Annotated in this window: 17 protein-coding genes and 1 tRNA gene; 3 read left to right on the top strand and 15 right to left on the bottom strand. The window is 60.6% G+C overall.

Annotated elements, in window-relative coordinates; translation table 11 throughout:
• Positions 1 to 4: 4 nt before the first annotated feature.
• From ABWQ00_RS10425 to ABWQ00_RS10390, 8 genes are all read right to left on the bottom strand, one after another.
• Positions 5 to 1,066 carry a cyclase family protein gene (locus tag ABWQ00_RS10425; protein ID WP_353238610.1) on the bottom strand — a complete coding sequence of 354 codons (1,062 nt, stop codon included), beginning with the start codon at positions 1,064 to 1,066 and terminating at the stop codon, positions 5 to 7.
• Between the two features lie 37 nt (positions 1,067 to 1,103).
• On the bottom strand, positions 1,104 to 2,018 hold the full coding sequence (locus tag ABWQ00_RS10420) for a DMT family transporter (protein WP_353238609.1): 915 nt from the start codon (positions 2,016 to 2,018) through the stop codon (positions 1,104 to 1,106).
• Between the two features lie 55 nt (positions 2,019 to 2,073).
• Entirely contained in the window at positions 2,074 to 2,841 is a 768-nt protein-coding gene (locus ABWQ00_RS10415) for an SDR family oxidoreductase (RefSeq protein ID WP_353238608.1), read from the bottom strand.
• Positions 2,842 to 3,052: 211 nt separating this feature from the next.
• Positions 3,053 to 3,128 (bottom strand) — tRNA-Asn (locus tag ABWQ00_RS10410).
• Between the two features lie 25 nt (positions 3,129 to 3,153).
• On the bottom strand, positions 3,154 to 4,101 hold the full coding sequence (gene thiE, locus ABWQ00_RS10405; RefSeq protein ID WP_353238607.1) for a thiamine phosphate synthase: 948 nt from the start codon (positions 4,099 to 4,101) through the stop codon (positions 3,154 to 3,156).
• Positions 4,098 to 4,904, bottom strand: coding sequence for a thiazole synthase (locus ABWQ00_RS10400; RefSeq protein ID WP_353238606.1), 807 nt, complete (start codon positions 4,902 to 4,904; stop codon positions 4,098 to 4,100). The genes thiE and ABWQ00_RS10400 overlap by 4 nt, the downstream gene beginning before the upstream one ends.
• A gap of 16 nt (positions 4,905 to 4,920) precedes the next feature.
• On the bottom strand, positions 4,921 to 5,133 hold the full coding sequence (gene thiS, locus ABWQ00_RS10395; protein ID WP_353238605.1) for a sulfur carrier protein ThiS: 213 nt from the start codon (positions 5,131 to 5,133) through the stop codon (positions 4,921 to 4,923).
• Complete coding sequence (locus ABWQ00_RS10390) at positions 5,126 to 6,211, bottom strand: FAD-dependent oxidoreductase (protein ID WP_353238604.1); 1,086 nt, start codon at positions 6,209 to 6,211, stop codon at positions 5,126 to 5,128. Before ABWQ00_RS10390 ends, thiS begins: the two co-directional genes overlap by 8 nt.
• A 38-nt stretch (positions 6,212 to 6,249) precedes the next feature.
• On the opposite strand from ABWQ00_RS10390, the gene thiD reads away from it, so the two are divergent.
• On the top strand, positions 6,250 to 7,098 hold the full coding sequence (gene thiD / locus ABWQ00_RS10385; protein ID WP_353238603.1) for a bifunctional hydroxymethylpyrimidine kinase/phosphomethylpyrimidine kinase: 849 nt from the start codon (positions 6,250 to 6,252) through the stop codon (positions 7,096 to 7,098).
• A gap of 92 nt (positions 7,099 to 7,190) precedes the next feature.
• Here thiD and ABWQ00_RS10380 read toward each other — a convergent pair whose 3' ends face one another.
• The 7 genes from ABWQ00_RS10380 to ABWQ00_RS10350 form a co-directional block, all read right to left on the bottom strand.
• Positions 7,191 to 8,228, bottom strand: a complete 1,038-nt coding sequence (locus ABWQ00_RS10380) for an NAD(P)/FAD-dependent oxidoreductase (RefSeq protein WP_353238602.1) — start codon at positions 8,226 to 8,228, stop codon at positions 7,191 to 7,193.
• Between the two features lie 84 nt (positions 8,229 to 8,312).
• Positions 8,313 to 8,642 carry a ferredoxin FdxA gene (gene fdxA, locus ABWQ00_RS10375; protein WP_353238601.1) on the bottom strand — a complete coding sequence of 110 codons (330 nt, stop codon included), beginning with the start codon at positions 8,640 to 8,642 and terminating at the stop codon, positions 8,313 to 8,315.
• A gap of 126 nt (positions 8,643 to 8,768) precedes the next feature.
• Positions 8,769 to 10,019 carry a sulfate adenylyltransferase subunit 1 gene (locus ABWQ00_RS10370; protein ID WP_353238600.1) on the bottom strand — a complete coding sequence of 417 codons (1,251 nt, stop codon included), beginning with the start codon at positions 10,017 to 10,019 and terminating at the stop codon, positions 8,769 to 8,771.
• The gene (gene cysD / locus ABWQ00_RS10365) at positions 10,019 to 10,948 is read right to left on the bottom strand and encodes a sulfate adenylyltransferase subunit CysD (RefSeq protein WP_353238599.1); all 930 of its coding nucleotides are present in this window, start codon (positions 10,946 to 10,948) and stop codon (positions 10,019 to 10,021) included. The genes ABWQ00_RS10370 and cysD overlap by 1 nt, the downstream gene beginning before the upstream one ends.
• Positions 10,949 to 11,058: 110 nt before the next feature.
• On the bottom strand, positions 11,059 to 11,844 hold the full coding sequence (locus tag ABWQ00_RS10360; protein WP_353238598.1) for a phosphoadenylyl-sulfate reductase: 786 nt from the start codon (positions 11,842 to 11,844) through the stop codon (positions 11,059 to 11,061).
• A gap of 41 nt (positions 11,845 to 11,885) precedes the next feature.
• Complete coding sequence (locus tag ABWQ00_RS10355; RefSeq protein WP_353238597.1) at positions 11,886 to 12,263, bottom strand: DUF934 domain-containing protein; 378 nt, start codon at positions 12,261 to 12,263, stop codon at positions 11,886 to 11,888.
• 99 nt (positions 12,264 to 12,362) lie between these two features.
• On the bottom strand, positions 12,363 to 14,168 hold the full coding sequence (locus ABWQ00_RS10350) for a nitrite/sulfite reductase (protein ID WP_353238596.1): 1,806 nt from the start codon (positions 14,166 to 14,168) through the stop codon (positions 12,363 to 12,365).
• A gap of 383 nt (positions 14,169 to 14,551) precedes the next feature.
• Between ABWQ00_RS10350 and rpsO the strand changes: the two genes are divergently transcribed.
• Positions 14,552 to 14,818 carry a 30S ribosomal protein S15 gene (gene rpsO / locus ABWQ00_RS10345; RefSeq protein ID WP_019428565.1) on the top strand — a complete coding sequence of 89 codons (267 nt, stop codon included), beginning with the start codon at positions 14,552 to 14,554 and terminating at the stop codon, positions 14,816 to 14,818.
• Between the two features lie 209 nt (positions 14,819 to 15,027).
• Positions 15,028 to 16,971, top strand: a 1,944-nt coding sequence (pnp, locus tag ABWQ00_RS10340) for a polyribonucleotide nucleotidyltransferase (protein WP_353238595.1), incomplete at its 3' end; no start/stop codon positions are given.

Genomic DNA, 16,971 nt, shown 5'->3' with positions numbered 1-16,971 from the left:
CCGCTCAAACCGTGGCAATCGGTGTGGCCGGTGAACCGATCGCACCGGGCAGGCGCAGCGGCGGAGCGGTCAGCAAAAACCGGGAGCGTTGGTGGCTTCGCAACCACTCCGCCAAGGGGGTCAGGTGCCAGATCTCGCCCAGGTGCACCCCCAGCTTGAACAGGCAGTGCTCGTGCAAGGGCAGGGCGGCGCAACTACCGGGGCGGGGTGTGGCGGGCAAACCTTCCACCGCATAGTTGTCGGCGATCAGGGCCACGAGGCCCGAGTCGGTGATCCACTGCAGCAAGCGTTCATCGCGTCCCTCCAGCACGGCGCATGAATTTTCCACCGCATGCGGGTCGGGCTGCTTGTTCATCTCCAGCAGCATTTGGGCAAAACCCGTGTGCAGGCACACCATGTCGCCGGGCTCGACCACCACCTTGTCTTTTTGCATGATGTCCATCAGCAGGTCATAACCCACCCGTACCCGTTCGCGACCCAAGTGCGCGTGCAGGTCGATCATCACGGCGCGGCCTTGCACGCAGCGCTCGGACATTTTCTCGATGCCCAAGGCTTTGGCGCTGGAGGTGGATTCGCGCGCTATGTCAGGAAAGCCAAAAATCCCCGCGCCCGCGCCGCTGTTGGGGCCCAGCACGTCGATACCTGCGCGAAAACCGTTGTAGTAGACCGCTTCGGCCACACCATCGCCGTTGGCATCGAACATCGAGCCCACGTGCGCCAGGCTGTCCCATTGGGTGCTGTATTGCAAGTGCATGATCACCAGATCGTCGCAAATCACGTCGGTGCAGCTGGGGTCATCGCACCACAGTTGGTAGTTCATGTTGGCTTTGCCCTCGCGCAGGGTGGGCCGCAGCACGGGCGGTTGACGTCTGGGGTTGAGCACATTGCCACCCGGAAAATCCAGCGGAAGGCTCAGGTTGAAGGTCTGCCCTGTGCGCACTTCGCGCATGCCTTGCAGCACTTTTTCGGGCGTCAACAGGTTCATGCGACCGCATTGGTCGTCGGGGCCGAAGTCGCCCCAATTCGAGCCCGGAGGGCGTTGTTTCCAGCGGGGGGATGAAGGCATACTGGGCTCCTGGTGTGGGGCGTGGCCCCGTGTTGAATCAGTTGGGGAGGGTGTCGGTTTGGGCGACTGGGGGTGGCTTTTGAAACTCGCGCCACAGCAAATACAAGCCGCTGGCCACCACCACCAAAGTGCCCAACACCACGGCCAAGTCGGGCACCTGGCCAAAAACCAGCCAACCCAGCACGCTCATGTAAATGATCTGCTGGTACAAAAACGGGCCCAGCACCGCCGCCGAGGCATAGCGGTGGGCCACTGCCACAAAGTAGTGACCAATGCCGCCACACAAACCGGCCAAGCCCATGATCAGCCATTCCAGTAAGGTGGCCGGGTTTTGCCACTGCCACAGTGCCACAGGCGCCAGAACCAAGGTGGCCACGACGGCCGAGGTCAGCTGTGTGGTCGCCGGGTTTTCGCTGCTGGCCAAGAAGCGCGTCATCATGTTGAACAGGGCGTAAAGCACCGCATTGAGCGCCGACAGCAAAATGGCTGGATGAAAGCCTTGGCTGCCTGGTCGGATGATGACCAGCACGCCCACAAAACCCATCGCAATCGCCAGCCAGCGCTTGGCATCAAGCCGCTCACCCAGCCACCAAGCCGAGAGCAGGGCAATCAAAATCGGCACTGAAAACTGCATGGCTCCGGTTTCTGCCAGCTGCAAATACTGCAAGGCCCAGAAATTGAGTGCGGTCATGGACGCCAGCATCAAGCCCCGCAGCAACTGCAAACGGGGGTGGCGCCAGCGCCACAACTCGCCTCTGAGCGAGGGCGCAAAGAGCGCAATCGAAAACAGCGAGTGCGTCAAAAACCGCATCCACACCACCTGCATCACGGGCAGCGTCATCACCAGCCACTTGGCCGATGCATCGAGCACGGCAAACATCACCGTGGTCACGGTGACCAGTGCAATACCTATGCGGCGGTGGCGGGCGCTGTCCTGAAACAACTGGCTCATGGGGCTCGCAGCATGAGGACCGATGTCATGAGTGCCATGGCCATGGGAGCCGAGGTCATGGCTTAACGGGCGTTTCCAGGCCGCCCGTGTAAAAGCGGTTGAAGGTGGGCGAGATGATCAACTCGTTGATGCAGGTGCGCGCGGGCATCTGGGCCAAAAACAAGATGGCTTGGCCCATGTCTTCGGCTTGCACCATGCGCTCGCGCTGCTGTGCCGATGGTGGCACGGGCCGTTTGTCCAAAATCGGTGTGGCCACCTCGCCCGGCAAAAGTGAGGTGGCGCGGATGCCGTGCAGGCACTCTTCCATGTTGATGGACTCGGTCAGCGCCAACACGGCGCGTTTGGTGGCGTTGTAGGCCGGGCCGGTGAGCTTGGACGCGTAGAGCCCCGCCCACGAGGACACGTTGATGATCAAGCCACCTTGCTGCTGCCGCATGGTGGGTAAGACCGCGTGCACGCAATAAAAAAGACCCGACAGGTTGATGGCCACGACGTCGTCCCAGGCCTCGGGTGTGACCACATCGAAATTGCGATGTGTGGCGTTGGTGCCCGCGCTGGTGATCAGCATGTCGATGCGCCCGTGCTTTGCCACGATGCCTTGGGCGGTGGCTTTCACGGCGTGTTTATCGGCCACATCCAGCAGCACCGCCTCGGCGCTGCCTAGGCTTTGCAGTTGGGCCAGTGCGGTGGCGTTGGTGGCCGCGTTGCGTCCCGAAATCACCACATGGGCGCCTGCCTTGACCAGCACCATCGCGCCCGCCAGCCCTATGCCGCTGCCGCCGCCCGTGATCCAGGCCACTTGGCCTTTGAGTGAGGTACTCATTTGCAGTCCTTTTCGGTCCATCTGTCCGGCTCTGGATATGTCCGCTGGCCGTGGCCACATTGAAGCAGCCTCAGGACCGATTGACCTGCTGCAGAGGTGACACCCAGAGGATGAGGCTTGTTCAATCCCGAAACCTTGGCCCTGCTGAACAGTCGTTTTGCCGAAAAAAAGGGCTGTGTTTGCACACAGCCCTTTCACATCGTTTGATTTGTGGCTCCTCAACCTGGGCTCGAACCAGGGACCTACGGATTAACAGTCCGGCGCTCTACCGACTGAGCTATTGAGGAACAGCTTTCAATTATAGGGTTGTTTTTAGGCTGTTTTAGAGCGGGGTGCTGTTTTTTGTAAATTTTCGATCAGGTGTTTCAAGCCCTTGGCTGTCTGCTCGGGATGGTTGGCGCCGGTGATGGCGCGCACCACAGCGATCGAGCCCACACCGCTTTGCATCACGGCGGGCATGCGTTCTTCGTCGATGCCGCCAATGGCAACCAATGGGTGGTAGCGCATCAGCGCGGCGTAGGCTTTCAGGCGCGACAGGCCTTGGGGCGCTGTGGCCATGCGTTTGAGGGTGGTCGGAAAAATCGCACCCAGTGCCAAATAGCTGGGGCTGGCCGCGTCGGCGCGCAGCATTTCGGCATAGCCGTGGGTGCTCAGGCCCAGCCGCAAACCAGCCAGTCGCAACTGTTCCAAGGAGGCATCTTGCATGTCCTCTTGGCCCAAATGCACGCCGTAGGCACCTTCCTCGATGGCGATTTGCCAGTGGTCGTTGATGAACAACAAGCTGTCGGTGCCCCGCACGGCTTGAACGGCCAGCCTGACTTGTTGGCGAATGGCATCTGGGTCTTCGGATTTGAAGCGCAACTGCAGCGTCTGGACCCCGGCTTGTGCCATTCGGCCCACCCATTGCGCATCGGGCAAAACTGCGTACAAGCCCAAGTTGCGAGGGCAGGGCGCAAAGGCTTTGTCTCTGGTGCGGGTGCTGATGCCAAAATCTTGAGGTTCTATGGGCCAATCGGCCATAGAAAAATGTCCCGTTCGCAGGGTTTGCTGGCGCCATGCGCCCGCCACGCATTGGGCGTCATGCTCCAAAAAGCCGAGTTGGCGGCATGCGTGCAAGACGCCTGCGTGTTCCAAATCCCAGCCAGCAGCTTGGTCTTGGGTACTCAGGTCATCTGTGCGGGGTTCGCCGGCCAGCATGCCCGCGTGGGTTTGGGCCAAGGCCCGTGCAATGTCGTGGGTGGTGGCCGTTGATGTGTTCATGCCTGGTGCCAAAAAGGGGTGCCCAGAACCGGTGTGCTGGGCTGGGCATTGTCTTGGGCTTGCATGGTGCCTGCCAAAAAGGCGGCGCGGCCTGCCACAACGGCGTTTGCAAAGGCTTGTGCCATGCGCACCGGGTCTTGTGCCAAGGCCACGGCGGTGTTGAGCAGCACGCCGTCGTAGCCCCATTCCATGACCTGGCAGGCGTGCGAGGGCAAGCCCAAGCCCGCGTCCACCATCATCGGCACATCCAAGCGCTCTCTCAGGGTGCGCAGGGCATGGGGGTTAATGGGGCCTTTGCCGGTGCCGATGGGGGCAGCCCAAGGCATCACAGCCTGGCAGCCCACGTCCACCAAACGTTGGCACAGGACCAGGTCGTCGGTGGTGTAGGGCAAAACCTTGAATCCCGAGCGGATGAGCGCGGCAGCAGCCTGTGGCAGGTTGAGGGTGTCGGGCTGCAGGGTGTAGTCGTCACCGATCAACTCGAGTTTGATCCAGTCGGTTTCAAACACTTCGCGCGCCATTTCGGCGGTGGTGATGGCTTCTTGCACGCTGTGGCAGCCTGCTGTGTTGGGCAGAACCGGCACTTGGACTTGGCGCAGCAGGTTCCAAAAATTTTGCGAGGCTTCGTTGCCACTGCCGGTTTGCCTGCGCAAAGAGGCGGTCAGCATGGCGGGGGCCGAGCGTTCAATGGCTTCGATCAAGACGCTGGGAGACGGGTAGCGAGAGGTGCCCAGCATCAGGCGGCTGTCAAAACGTTCGCCATAAAGCAAGAGGGGGTCTGAGGTCGGCGCAGGGTTGTTCATGGGGTGGTCAGGGGCTTTAGCCGCCCGTGATGGGGGAGATCAGTTCAATTTGGTCTTCATTTTGCAGCAGGTAAACAGGGTACTGGGCCCGAGGGACGAACTGTAAATTGACCGCGGCGGCAAAGGGTGGACGAATGTCTGCCTGCGCAATCGCGTCGGCCAAGCTGGCCCCTTGGGGAAGCTCATGGACCGCATGGTTGATGCGCACTTGGATGGTGGGTTCAGGCATGTTGGAACTTGAGGTTGAACTGTGTGGCCAGGTGGGTGGTTTGGTGTTGCACCCACTCCATCACCACGTCCAGCATCGCCGGAGAGATCAAAAAACCATGGCGGTAAAGGCCGTTGATTTGCAAGGTGCGCTCACCCCAGCATCGGATGGCGGGCAGATTGTCGATCAAGGTGGGTCGCGCTTGGGTGCTGGCCTCCAAAATGCGCGCCTCGGCAAAACCGCTGTGCACCGTGTAGGCAGCACTCAGCAACTCAAGGGTCGAGCGCACGCTGACGGCCGACAGGTCTTCGGTCTCGATTTCGGTGGCGCCGATCACAAACACGTGGTTCTCTTTGGGCGCGATGTAGATGGGGTAACGCGGGTGGATCAAACGGGTGGGGCGCTGCAAGCTGACGTCGGGGGCATAGAGCCGCAGCACCTCGCCCCTGACGCCGCGCAGCTGAGACCAGTTGGGGCGGGCGCCCAGACCTCGACAGTCAAAGACCCAGTCAGGTTGTCCGCTCTGGCCAGCTTGGAAGTCCTCGGGCGATGCCGGGCTGTTCCAGTGCACCTGCACACCCAGTTGCGCCATGCCTTGGAGGAGTGAGGCCAGCAATTCGCGGTTGTCGAGTTGGCCTTCACCGGGCAAATACAAAGCTTGGTTGAAGCGTTGTTCCATGCCGGGCTCCACCGCTTGCAGGCCTTGGGTATCCAGCCTTTGGGTGGGTGGCAATTCGGGGCATTGGTCTTGGGTGTGCAGCAAAAGGCCCTCAAAACGTTTGGCTTCGGCCGCGTCTTGTCGGTGCCACAGCACCAAAGTGCCGTTTTGCTGAAAGAACACGGGCTCGGGCAGGGCGGCGATCAACTCAGGCCAACGCGTCAGGCCGTGGTGGCCCATGCGCACCACCGGCATTTCGGTGATGGCCGATTCGGCCAAAGGTGCCAGCATGGCAGCAGCCACGCGCGCTGCCGAGCCCTGTCCATCGGCGCCCAGCGCTTCGTGCACTTGAACGCGGTGTCCTGCTTGGGCCAAGGCGTGGGCCAGCAAGCGGCCCATCAAGCCTGCGCCCAAAACCACGCTGAAAAGGGGGAGGCTCATGTCAAAGTGATCCCTTGGGATCGCCGATAATTTGCCGGATGAACCTCCACCCACAACGCTACGCACGTGTGCTCACCATTGCCGGATCGGACAGCGGCGGCGGTGCCGGTATCCAGTCCGACTTGAAAACCTTTGCCGCTTTGGGCTGTTATGGCATGAGCGCGATCACCGCACTCACAGCGCAAAACACCGTGGGTGTTCAGGGTATCCATGCGGTGCCCGCGTCTTTTTTGAAGGCACAAATCCAGTCGGTGATGGACGATATTGGAGCCGATGCCCTGAAGATTGGCATGCTGCACGAACCCGGCATTGTGGAGGTGGTGGCTTGGGCCATTGACCACTACAACATCCGTCAAGTCGTGCTTGACCCGGTGATGGTGGCCACCAGCGGTGACCGTTTGATTGCCCAAGAAACGGTGCAGGTCTTGGTGCGCGAATTGTTCCCCCGCGTCTCGGTGGTCACCCCTAATTTGGACGAAGCCCAGTTGCTGCTGGGGCAGCCCATTGCCAACGCGCAGGCACTGGATGCCGCGGCGCAGGGCTTGTTGGCGATGGGCGCCAAAGCGGTGTTGCTCAAAGGCGGGCATTTGGTGGGCGATGAGGTGGTGGATGTCTTGGTTCAGGCCCAAGGGCCGTCGCGCCGCTTGGCCTCGGCCCGCATCCCGAGCCGCAATGTGCATGGCACGGGCTGCACGCTGTCCTCGGCCATTGCGGCGCACTTGGCACTGGGCCACGGATTGGAAGATGCGGTCGTGCTGGCCCGCACTTTCATTTTGAGCGCGATTGAACAGGGCGCGCAGGTGCAGACCGGGCAGGGGCATGGGCCTCTCAACCATGGTTTTGCTCCCCAACCACTGCGCCGACTCGCCGCTGCAGACCAAGCGTGAGGCTGAGCCGCCCGATGGGCATGGTGTGCTGGATGGGCAGATGGACAGATGGGGGCTTTCAGCGGTCAAGTCAGTCGTCCGGCGAGAGGGCTTCAAACCAGGCCTAGGCGTTGGTGCAGCAACGTGGAAGTGGTGGTGTACTGCAGCAGTGTCTTTTCTGCAGGCCGCAGCAGGGCCACCGCGCCAAATGCGGCCAATGTGGCTTCGTGAAATCCACACAGGATGAGCTTCTTTTTGCCGGGGTAGGTGTTGACATCACCCACGGCAAAAATGCCCGGCTCAGAGGTGCCAAAGTTTTCGGTGTTGACCACCAGTTGCTTGCGCTCCATGGCCAAGCCCCATTGCGCCAAGGGGCCTAATTTCGGGGACAGGCCCAGGCAGGTTTGCAGCACGTCGAGCGTTAGCCACTCGCTATCGCCTTGGGGGTTGAGCAGTTCGAGGGCTTGCAAACGGCCACCCCCAGTGCGCAGTCCGGTAGGCTGTCCCGCCACAAAACGCATGCGGCCCTCTTGGCAGGCTTGGCGCATGAGGTTGATCAAATCGGGTGAAGCGCTGAACTGGTCGCGGCGGTGCAGCAGGGTGACACTGGCGGCGGCTTGTGGGCCCGTGCTTGCATACAGGCAGGTTTGCAAAGCGCTGTCGCCGTCGCCTGCCACCACCAAATGTTGGCCGGCCCAGTGTTCGGGGAAAGGGGGTTCCGTAAAGACTTGCGTGCCTTCAAAAGTGGCCAGACCTTCGAGGACCATGCGGCGCGGCACAAAAGCGCCCACGCCTGCGGCGATGAACAAGGTGGTGGTGACAAAGCCTTGGCCCGCATCGGTTGTCACAGCCCAGCGTTGGTTGGGCAGGCGTTCGATCTGGGTGAGCTGTTGGCCCAAGTGCAGCGTGGGTTGAAAAGGGGCGACTTGTTGCTGCAAGCGCTCCACCAGTTCTTGGCCCGTGCAAAAAGGGATGCCCGGGATGTCGTAGATGGGTTTACCAGCATAAAGCTCAGCGCATTGGCCGCCCACATGGGGCAAGGCGTCGACCACATGGCAACGAATGCCTTGCAGGCCCAGCTGGAACACCTGGAACAAGCCCACAGGGCCAGCGCCAACTACCAAAGCCTCGGTGTCGATGGGGGTGGTCATGCGGTGAGCGAATCAAAAATGGCCGAACGATTCGGCCATGGGCAAAGGGGTGGATGAGCGACGCGCGTGCTGTGCCCGCATGGGTCAGCGCACCAGGTGCGCCAGTTTGCCGGTTTTGTCTTTCCAGTCATCGGCGTCGGGCATGGGCGTTTTGCGCTTGGTGATGCTTTTCCAGCCGGGCAAGACCGCCAGTTCGGCATTGAGCTTGATCATGTGCTGCTGATCTGCGGGCAGGTCTTCTTCGGCAAAGATCGCGTTGACCGGACACTCGGGGATGCACACAGCGCAGTCGATGCACTCATCGGGGTCAATGGTCAGGAAATTGGGGCCTTCGCGGAAGCAATCGACCGGGCAAACGTCCACACAGTCGGTGTATTTGCACTGGATGCAGGATTCTGAAACAACGTGGGTCATGATGGACTCGGAGTGAAGGAATTTTGCGCCGCCAAACAAGGCAGAGCTCGCATTTTAAGGGGGATTCCGGGGCCACTGGCGGTGTCTATGAGGCCAACAGGGCTATGCGCGGCAGACCGGGGCATTTCAGTTCACCAGCACGGCGCCCGAGGTCTTGTGGCTGGCTGTGTCCACCAGCACCAGCGCACCCAAGATGCGCGACTGGGCAAAGGGCAGGGTGGCCAAAGGCTCTTGCAGGGCCAGGGTGACGTGGCCGATGGCGTTGGGGGGCAGCTCGGTGGCCTCTTCTTCGTCCAAGGTGTTCACGTTCAGGCGGTGCACCAAGCCCTGCACTTTGGCCTTGACCCAGCGGTGGCCGTGCAGGGCCCAATAGACACGGCCCGCCACCAGCGGCTCGTCGTCCATCCAGGCGATGGTGGTGCTGAGCTGGCGCTGGCCTTCAGGGCTGCCGTGCTCTGCCAACAGCCAGTCGCCACGCGACACGTCCACCTCACGGTCCAGCACGATGCCGGCGCTGTGGCTTGCAGCTTTGTTTTGCAGCTGGCGGGTGGCACTCAACACTTGGGAGACCACGGCGGTCTGGCCACCGGGGAAGACCCGGACGGTCTGGCCCGGGGCGATGCTGCCAGTGGCCACGCGGCCCCAGAACACGCGGCGGCCTTGGGTGGTGACGCCGGAATCATGGAATTTTTCGACCCACTGCACCGGGAAGCTGAAGGGCACATCGGTCTCAGCCGGGGTGACGGGCAGGCCTTCGAGGATGCTGAGCAGGCTGGGGCCGATGTAGCCGCACCAGTGTGGTTGCGAATCGACCACGTTCCAGCCCTTGAGGGCCGAGACGGGCACCATGGCGTTGACGGTGATGCCCGCTTCTTTGGCAAACTTTTGCAGAGCGTTCGAGATGTTGTTGTAGGCCACAGTGGCATCGGCCACGGCGTCAAGTTTGTTGATGGCGAACACGATGGATGGCGCGCGCAGCAGCTTGACCAGCAGCGAGTGGCGGCGGGTTTGGGGCAGCAGTTGCAGATTGGGGTTGGCCCAGTCGAGTTTGATGGCGTCGACCAGCACCACGGCGGCGTCGGCACTCGATGCAGCCGTGACCATGTTGCGGGTGTACTGCTCGTGTCCGGGGGCGTCGCCAATGATGAACTTGCGCGATTCGGTGGTGAAGTAGCGGTAAGCCACGTCGATGGTGATGCCTTGCTCGCGCTCGGCGCTCAAGCCGTCAGTCAGCAGGGCCAAATCGGTTTCACCGGAGCGCTGTACCCCCGCCAGGTGGTCTTGCAGCACAGCCTTGGTGTCCACCAGCAGGCGGCCAATCAGCGTGCTCTTGCCGTCGTCGACCGAGCCGCAGGTGATGAATTTCAGTGCGTTCATTAAAAGTAGCCATCTTTCTTGCGTTTTTCCATGGAAGCCTCGGACGTCTTGTCGTCCATGCGGGTCGCGCCGCGTTCGCTCACATCGGTGGCCAGCGTTTCGATCACGATTTGCTCGGGCGTGGCGGCGGTGCTTTCCACCGGGCAGGTGCAGGTGATGTCGCCTACGGTGCGAAAGCGCACGTTGCGCACCACCACCGTTTCGCCGTCTTTGGGCGGTGTCAGCACGGTCACCGGCACCAAGAGGCCCCGGCGGTCGACCACCTCACGTTTGTGCGTGTAATAAATGGAAGGCAAGGCAATCTTTTCGCGGGCGATGTACTGCCACACATCCAGCTCGGTCCAGTTGCTGATGGGGAACACACGGAAGTGCTCGCCCGGCTGCAACTTGTGGTTGAACAGGGTCCACAGCTCGGGTCGCTGGGCCTTGGGCTGCCACTGGCCAAAGCTGTCTCGGTGCGAAAAGATACGCTCTTTGGCGCGGGCTTTTTCCTCGTCTCGGCGGGCACCGCCGATGAGTGCGTCAAAGCGGAACTCTTCAATCGCTTCGAGCAAGGTGACCGACTGGTGCACGTTGCGGCTCTCTCCGGGGTGGGCCAGGCGCACGGTGCCGCGTTTCATGGAGTCTTCCACGCTGCGCACGATCAGCTCGGCACCCAGCTCCTCGGCGCGTGAGTCGCGGAAGTCGGTCACTTCTTTGAAGTTGTGGCCGGTGTCGATCATCAAGAGCGGATAGGGAATGCGGCCTGCGCCAAAAGCTTTCTCGGCGCACTTGAGCATGACCAGAGAGTCTTTGCCTCCCGAAAACAGCAGGGTTGGACGCTCGAATGCGGCAGCCACTTCGCGCAGGATGAAGATGGTTTCTTCTTCCAGCGCGTCCAAGTGAGCATTGCTCAGGGTGTGCAGTTCGGTGGGTGTTGTGGCTGTCATGGTTTTCTCTTTTCTTTTTGTAGGAGCCCACCTCTGTGGGCGATGCTTCTGTTTTGGGGATGGGGAATCGCCCACAGGGTGGGCTCCTACAGGGATGGATTCGACGGTTTTCAGGGTTTGACGTGCAGCCCGCACTCCTTGGCCGCTTCGTCCTCCCACCACCAGCGCCCGGCTCGAAATTCTTCGCCCAGGCTGATGGCGCGGGTGCAGGGGGCGCAGCCGATGCTCGGAAAAAATTGGTCGTGCAGCGGGTTGTAGTCCACCTTGTGCTCGGCGATGTAGTGCCACACATCGCCCCAGGTCCAGCGGGCCAAGGGGTTGAGTTTGCAAACACCTGCGCTGGGGCTGGCTGGCGTGATCTGGGGCGCGGCCTGCACTTCACTGTCGTCGATGAGGGGCACTTCGGCGCGGGCGCTGGATTGTTCTTGGCGCAAGCCCGTGATCCAGGCGCGTTGACCTATCAATGCACGGGCCAGTGGCTCCATCTTGCGCACGCCACAGCAGGCTTTGCGCAGCGCGATGCTTTGGTACATCGCGTCTTGGCCGTTTTGGCGCACGAACTGCATGACCGATTCGTGAGCAGGACGGTACACCACGATGGGCGCACGCGAATGGGCTTGCGTGCGTTCCAGCAGCGACAAGGTTTCGGTGTGCAGCGCGCCGGTCTCTAGAACAAAGACCGGGATGTCCAGTTGCAGCGCATTGATGAGGTGTGTGATGACGACGTCTTCGGCGCCTAGGCTGGAGGCTTGGGTGACGGGGGCAAACTCGTTGGCGGCGCGTTGCAGCAATTCTTGGGTCTCGGCCAGCTTGGCGGCAAAGTTGGGGCTGGCTTTGGCTTGCAAATCCGTGGCTTTGGACTGAGCATGACGGGGTGAAAGAAAGCTGGTGGTCATGACGTTGGTTTTTTGTAGGAGCCCACCCCGTGGGCGAAGCTTCAGGCGGTTGTCGCAAACGGGGGTTGGGTGTGGACAGCCGAGCCTTGGTAAAAGCCAGCAAAGCGTTCGAACTGGCGTTGCGCCGCCGAGGCGTCCACGCCTTTGCGCAGCACGGCCACGTCAAAACCGGTGCGCTGCATTTGCACCAATTGGTCGATCAGCACTTCGCCTGTGGCACGCAATTCGCCCGCAAAGCCCAGGCGGCGTCGCAGCAAGAATGCTTGGCTGTAGGCGCGGCCGTCGGTGAATTTGGGGAACTGCAAATCGATGCGGGTCACGCCGCTCAGGTCGAGCGTGCGGGGATCTGCGTCGTTGGCCAGTGTGATAACCGTGGGCGATTCGACGGTCTGGTGTTCTTGGGCAGAAATGATGTTCATGGTCGGTCTTTTGTTTTGTAGGAGCCCATCCTGTGGGCGATTTTCTGATGTGTGTGGTTTTGCAAGCCATCGCCCACAGGGTGGGCTCCAACAAGGGGGTCAGATGGTGGTTTCCTCGACGGGGTGGCGAGCCGCATTGGCCGCCGCTTTGAATGGGTCCTGCCCCACGCGGCGCAGGGTTTCAATGAAGTACTCGTGGCGGCCTTGGGCGGGCAGGCGCAAGGCTTTGTAGGTGTCCAACACCGCTTCGATCACGTCGGGCACTTCAAACGACGAGAACGAGGGGCCGACCACTTTGCCGGGGGTTGTGGGGCCTGACAGCGCTTTGCCGTCCGAGCCACCCAGCGTGACTTGGTACCACTCCTTGCCATCTTTGTCGACGCCCAAAATGCCGATATGGCCCGAGTGGTGATGCCCACAGGAGTTGATGCAGCCGCTGATGTGAAAGTCGATGTGGCCCAGGTCGTGCAATTCGTCCAGGTCTTGGTAACGCTCAGTGATGGCGGCGGCCAAGGGCAACGAACGGGCATTGGCCAGGGCGCAGTAATCGCCGCCGGGGCAGGCGATCATGTCGGTCAAAAGGCCAATGTTGGGCTGGGCCAGGCCCAGCGCTTTGGCTTCGAGCCACAGGGTGTGCAGTTGGTCCAGACGCACCCAAGGCAGCACCAGGTTTTGGCTGTGCGTGACGCGCGCTTCGCCAGCAGAGTATCTGGCCACCAGAGCGGCAGCAGCGTCCAGTTGATCGGCGGTGGCGTCGCCCGGTGCTTGACCCGGACGCTTGAAGGACAGGGTCACGGCACGCAAAGCGGGGTTTTGGTGCGGTTTGACGTTTTGCGCCAGCCAGCGGGCAAAAGCGGGGGTCTTGGCCGCCTCGATGCCGACATCGGCTTCCGACTTGGCGGTCAACTCGGCGGTGTTGGCTGGCAAGTCCATGGTAGGCGCTGCAAAGCAGGCAGCGACGCGCTCGAACTCGGCTTGCGGGATGGTGTGCAGGCCGCCGTCCTTGAGCAAAATGTCTTGGTACTCGGTCTCGACCTCGTCAAAGTAGCGCTGACCCTCGGCCCTCACCAAAATCTTGATGCGTGCCTTGTAAATGTTGTCCCTGCGGCCCCAACGGTTGTAGACGCGGATCACGGCTTCGAGGTAATTCATGATCTGGTTCCAGGCCAGGAACTCGCGGATCACCGCTCCCACAGCGGGTGTGCGGCCCATGCCGCCGCCCACTTGAACCTTGAAGCCCACTTCGCCAGCCGCGTTTTTGACCATTTTCAGACCCACGTCGTGCCAGCCAATGGCAGCGCGGTCTTCTGCAGCGCCGGTGATGGCGATCTTGAATTTGCGGGGCAAGAATGCAAACTCGGGGTGCAGTGTGCTCCATTGGCGGATCAGCTCGGCATAGGGCCGGGGATCGACCACTTCGTCCACCGCCACCCCGGCCAGTTCGTCGCTGGTGGTGTTGCGGATGCAGTTTCCGCTGGTCTGGATGCCGTGCAGGTTCACGCTGGCCAGGAGGTCCATCACGTCGGCAGATTTGTCCAGCGGAATCCAGTTGAATTGCACGTTTTGACGCGTGGTGAAATGGCCGCAGTTGGTGGTCAGTTTTGGTGCCGGACCTGCGATTTTGTCTTGCGTGGCCTGGGCCTGGGCCAGCAGGGCGGGATTCGGCGAGTCGTATTCGCGGGCAATTTGGCCAAGCACTTTGAGCTGGGGAGCCGAGATCTCGCCATACGGCACAGCCACGCGCAACATGGGGGCATAGCGCTGCACATACCAGCCGTTTTGCAGCCGCAGGGGCTTGAACTCATCGGCGCTCAGCTGGCCGGCCTGAAAGCGCTCCAGCTGGTCGCGGTGTTGGGCAGCGCGGGCGCGCAAGAACTGGTGGTCAAATTCGGTGTACTGGTACATGGGTCTATGTTTTGGAGGAGCAGTTGAAACAAGCTGCAAAAGCGGTGGTTGCGGTTCAAGCCCAAGGTTTCATGTTGTTTTATGAAGATGCATGCTTCGAATGTAGAGCTCACTTATTCCAAAACAAACTACTTTTTAGTTTTGCATATATTATTTTGTTGCATAAGAGGCTTGGCGATCCTTTGCTGAAGCGAGAGCGCGGTGTGTCAGGGTCTGTGTCCTCCTGTAGGAGAGCTGGCAGAGCCCATGCGTCGGTTGTTTCGGGCTATAATTCGACTGTTTTGCGATTTGCAGAACGCACGCCATCCGCTTTTCCGGTAGTTGGCGCAAGTCATTAACCCGCTGAAATTCGTCTGAATCCAGCGAAAAAACAAGGAAAAACCATGATTGCATCTTCAATCAAGGCCGAGGTCGTCAAGGCCAACGCACGTGCTGCCAACGACACTGGGTCCCCAGAAGTCCAAGTGGCTTTGCTGACAGCCCGCATCAACGAGCTGACACCCCACTTCAAAACACACGCCAAAGACCATCACGGTCGCCGCGGTCTGCTGCGCATGGTGAGCCGTCGCCGCAAGCTGTTGGACTACCTCAAGTCCCGTGATGCTGACCGTTATGTTGCGCTGATCGCCAAGCTTGGCCTGCGCAAGTAATCGTCTATCCAGATGAAAAGCGCCTGAGTTAGTTCACTAGCTCAGGCGCTTTATTCTTTTTTTCTTCGGAATTTGTCAGGGCGATCTCGCGCTGTGTCATTCCACAAGGCTTTCAGCTCAAGGTTTTGTGGAATGGCATCGAGTTCAGAGCGTCAACTTCCGGGCCCTCAGTGCAGCCTCATGCGCTTTTGTTTTCAGGAGTTCTGAACATGTCCATTTTCAATAAAGTCACCAAGACATTCCAATGGGGCCAGCACACGGTCAAGATGGAAACCGGCGAAGTTGCTCGCCAAGCTGGCGGCGCTGTGCTGCTCGACATGGAAGGCACTGTGGTGCTGGCCACCGTCGTGGGTTCCAAGATCGCCAAAGCAGGTCAAGACTTTTTCCCGCTCACCGTCGATTACATCGAGAAGACTTACGCTGCAGGCAAGATCCCTGGCAGCTTCTTCAAGCGCGAAGCCAAGCCCAGCGAACACGAAACCCTGACCAGTCGTTTGATCGACCGTCCGATCCGCCCTCTGTTTCCAGAAGGTTTCTACAACGACGTGCATGTGGTCATCCACACCGTGTCTTTGAACCCTGAAGTCGACGCCGACATCGCCGCGATGATCGCTGTGTCTGCCGCTTTGTCCATCTCGGGCATCCCGTTCAACGGCCCCATTGGTGCGGCCCGCGTGGGCTATATCAACGGTGAATACGTGCTGAACCCCGGCCAAACCCAGCGCAAAGACAGCGTGATGGACTTGGTCGTGGCCGGTACCGAAGCCGCTGTGCTGATGGTCGAATCCGAAGCCCTGCAACTGTCCGAAGAAATCATGTTGGGTGGTGTGGTCTATGGCCACGAGCAATCCGCGATTGCCATCAACGCAATCCATGAATTGGTCCGCGACGCTGGCAAGCCCGTGTGGGACTGGCAAGCGCCTGCCCGCGACACGGCTTTTGAAGCCAAGCTGGCTTCTTTGGCAGAAGAGAAGTTGCGCGCCGCTTACCAGATCCGCAACAAGCAAGCCCGTACACACGCTTGCCGCGAAGCCTACGCTTCGGTCAAAGTTGCCTTGGCCGAAGAGGGCGTGGCGTTTGACCCCGTCAAGCTCGACAACCTGCTGTTCGAAATCGAAGCGCGCATCGTGCGCAGCCAAATTTTGGCCGGTGAGCCCCGCATCGACGGCCGCGACACACGCACTGTGCGCCCCATCGAAATCCGCAACAGTGTGCTGCCCCGCACCCACGGCTCGGCTTTGTTCACCCGCGGTGAGACGCAGGCTTTGGTGATCACCACTTTGGGCACCGAGCGCGACGCTCAGCGCATTGACGCTTTGGCTGGCGAGTTCGAAGACCGCTTCATGTTTCACTACAACATGCCTCCCTTTGCCACCGGCGAAGTGGGCCGCATGGGCAGCACCAAGCGCCGCGAAATCGGTCACGGCCGTTTGGCCAAGCGGGCTTTGGCCGCTGTGTTGCCAAACAAAGAAGAGTTCCCCTACACCGTGCGTGTGGTGTCCGAGATCACCGAATCGAATGGTTCTTCGTCCATGGCTTCGGTCTGCGGCGGCTGCTTGTCGATGATGGACGCCGGTGTGCCGATGAAAGCCCACGTGGCCGGTATCGCCATGGGCCTGATCAAGGAAGACAACCGCTTTGCGGTGTTGACCGACATCTTGGGTGACGAAGACCACCTGGGCGACATGGACTTCAAAGTGGCGGGTACCACCAGCGGCATCACCGCGCTGCAGATGGACATCAAGATCCAGGGCATCACCAAGGAGATCATGCAAGTCGCTTTGGCCCAAGCCAAAGAAGCCCGCATGCACATTCTGGGCAAGATGCAAGAAGCGATGAGCGAAGCCAACTCCGAAGTGTCTGATTTCGCGCCCAAGCTCTTCACCATGAAGATCAACCCCGAGAAGATCCGTGACGTGATCGGCAAGGGTGGCGCGACCATCCGAGCCCTGACGGAAGAGACTGGTTGCCAGATCAACATCTCGGAAGATGGCACGATCACCATTGCCGCCACTGACGGAGCCAAAGCCGATGAAGCCAAGCGCCGCATTGAGCAGATCACGGCCGAAGTCGAAATTGGCAAGGTCTACGAAGGCCCGGTCACCAAGATTTTGGACTTCGGTGCCCTGATCAACCTGTTGCCCGGCAAAGAT

Source organism: Limnohabitans sp., from assembly GCF_040400975.1.
Lineage (GTDB): Bacteria > Pseudomonadota > Gammaproteobacteria > Burkholderiales > Burkholderiaceae_C > Limnohabitans_A.
The sequence above is the reverse complement of the archived record's forward strand: the minus strand, read 5'-3'. Positions and strand labels throughout refer to the sequence as shown.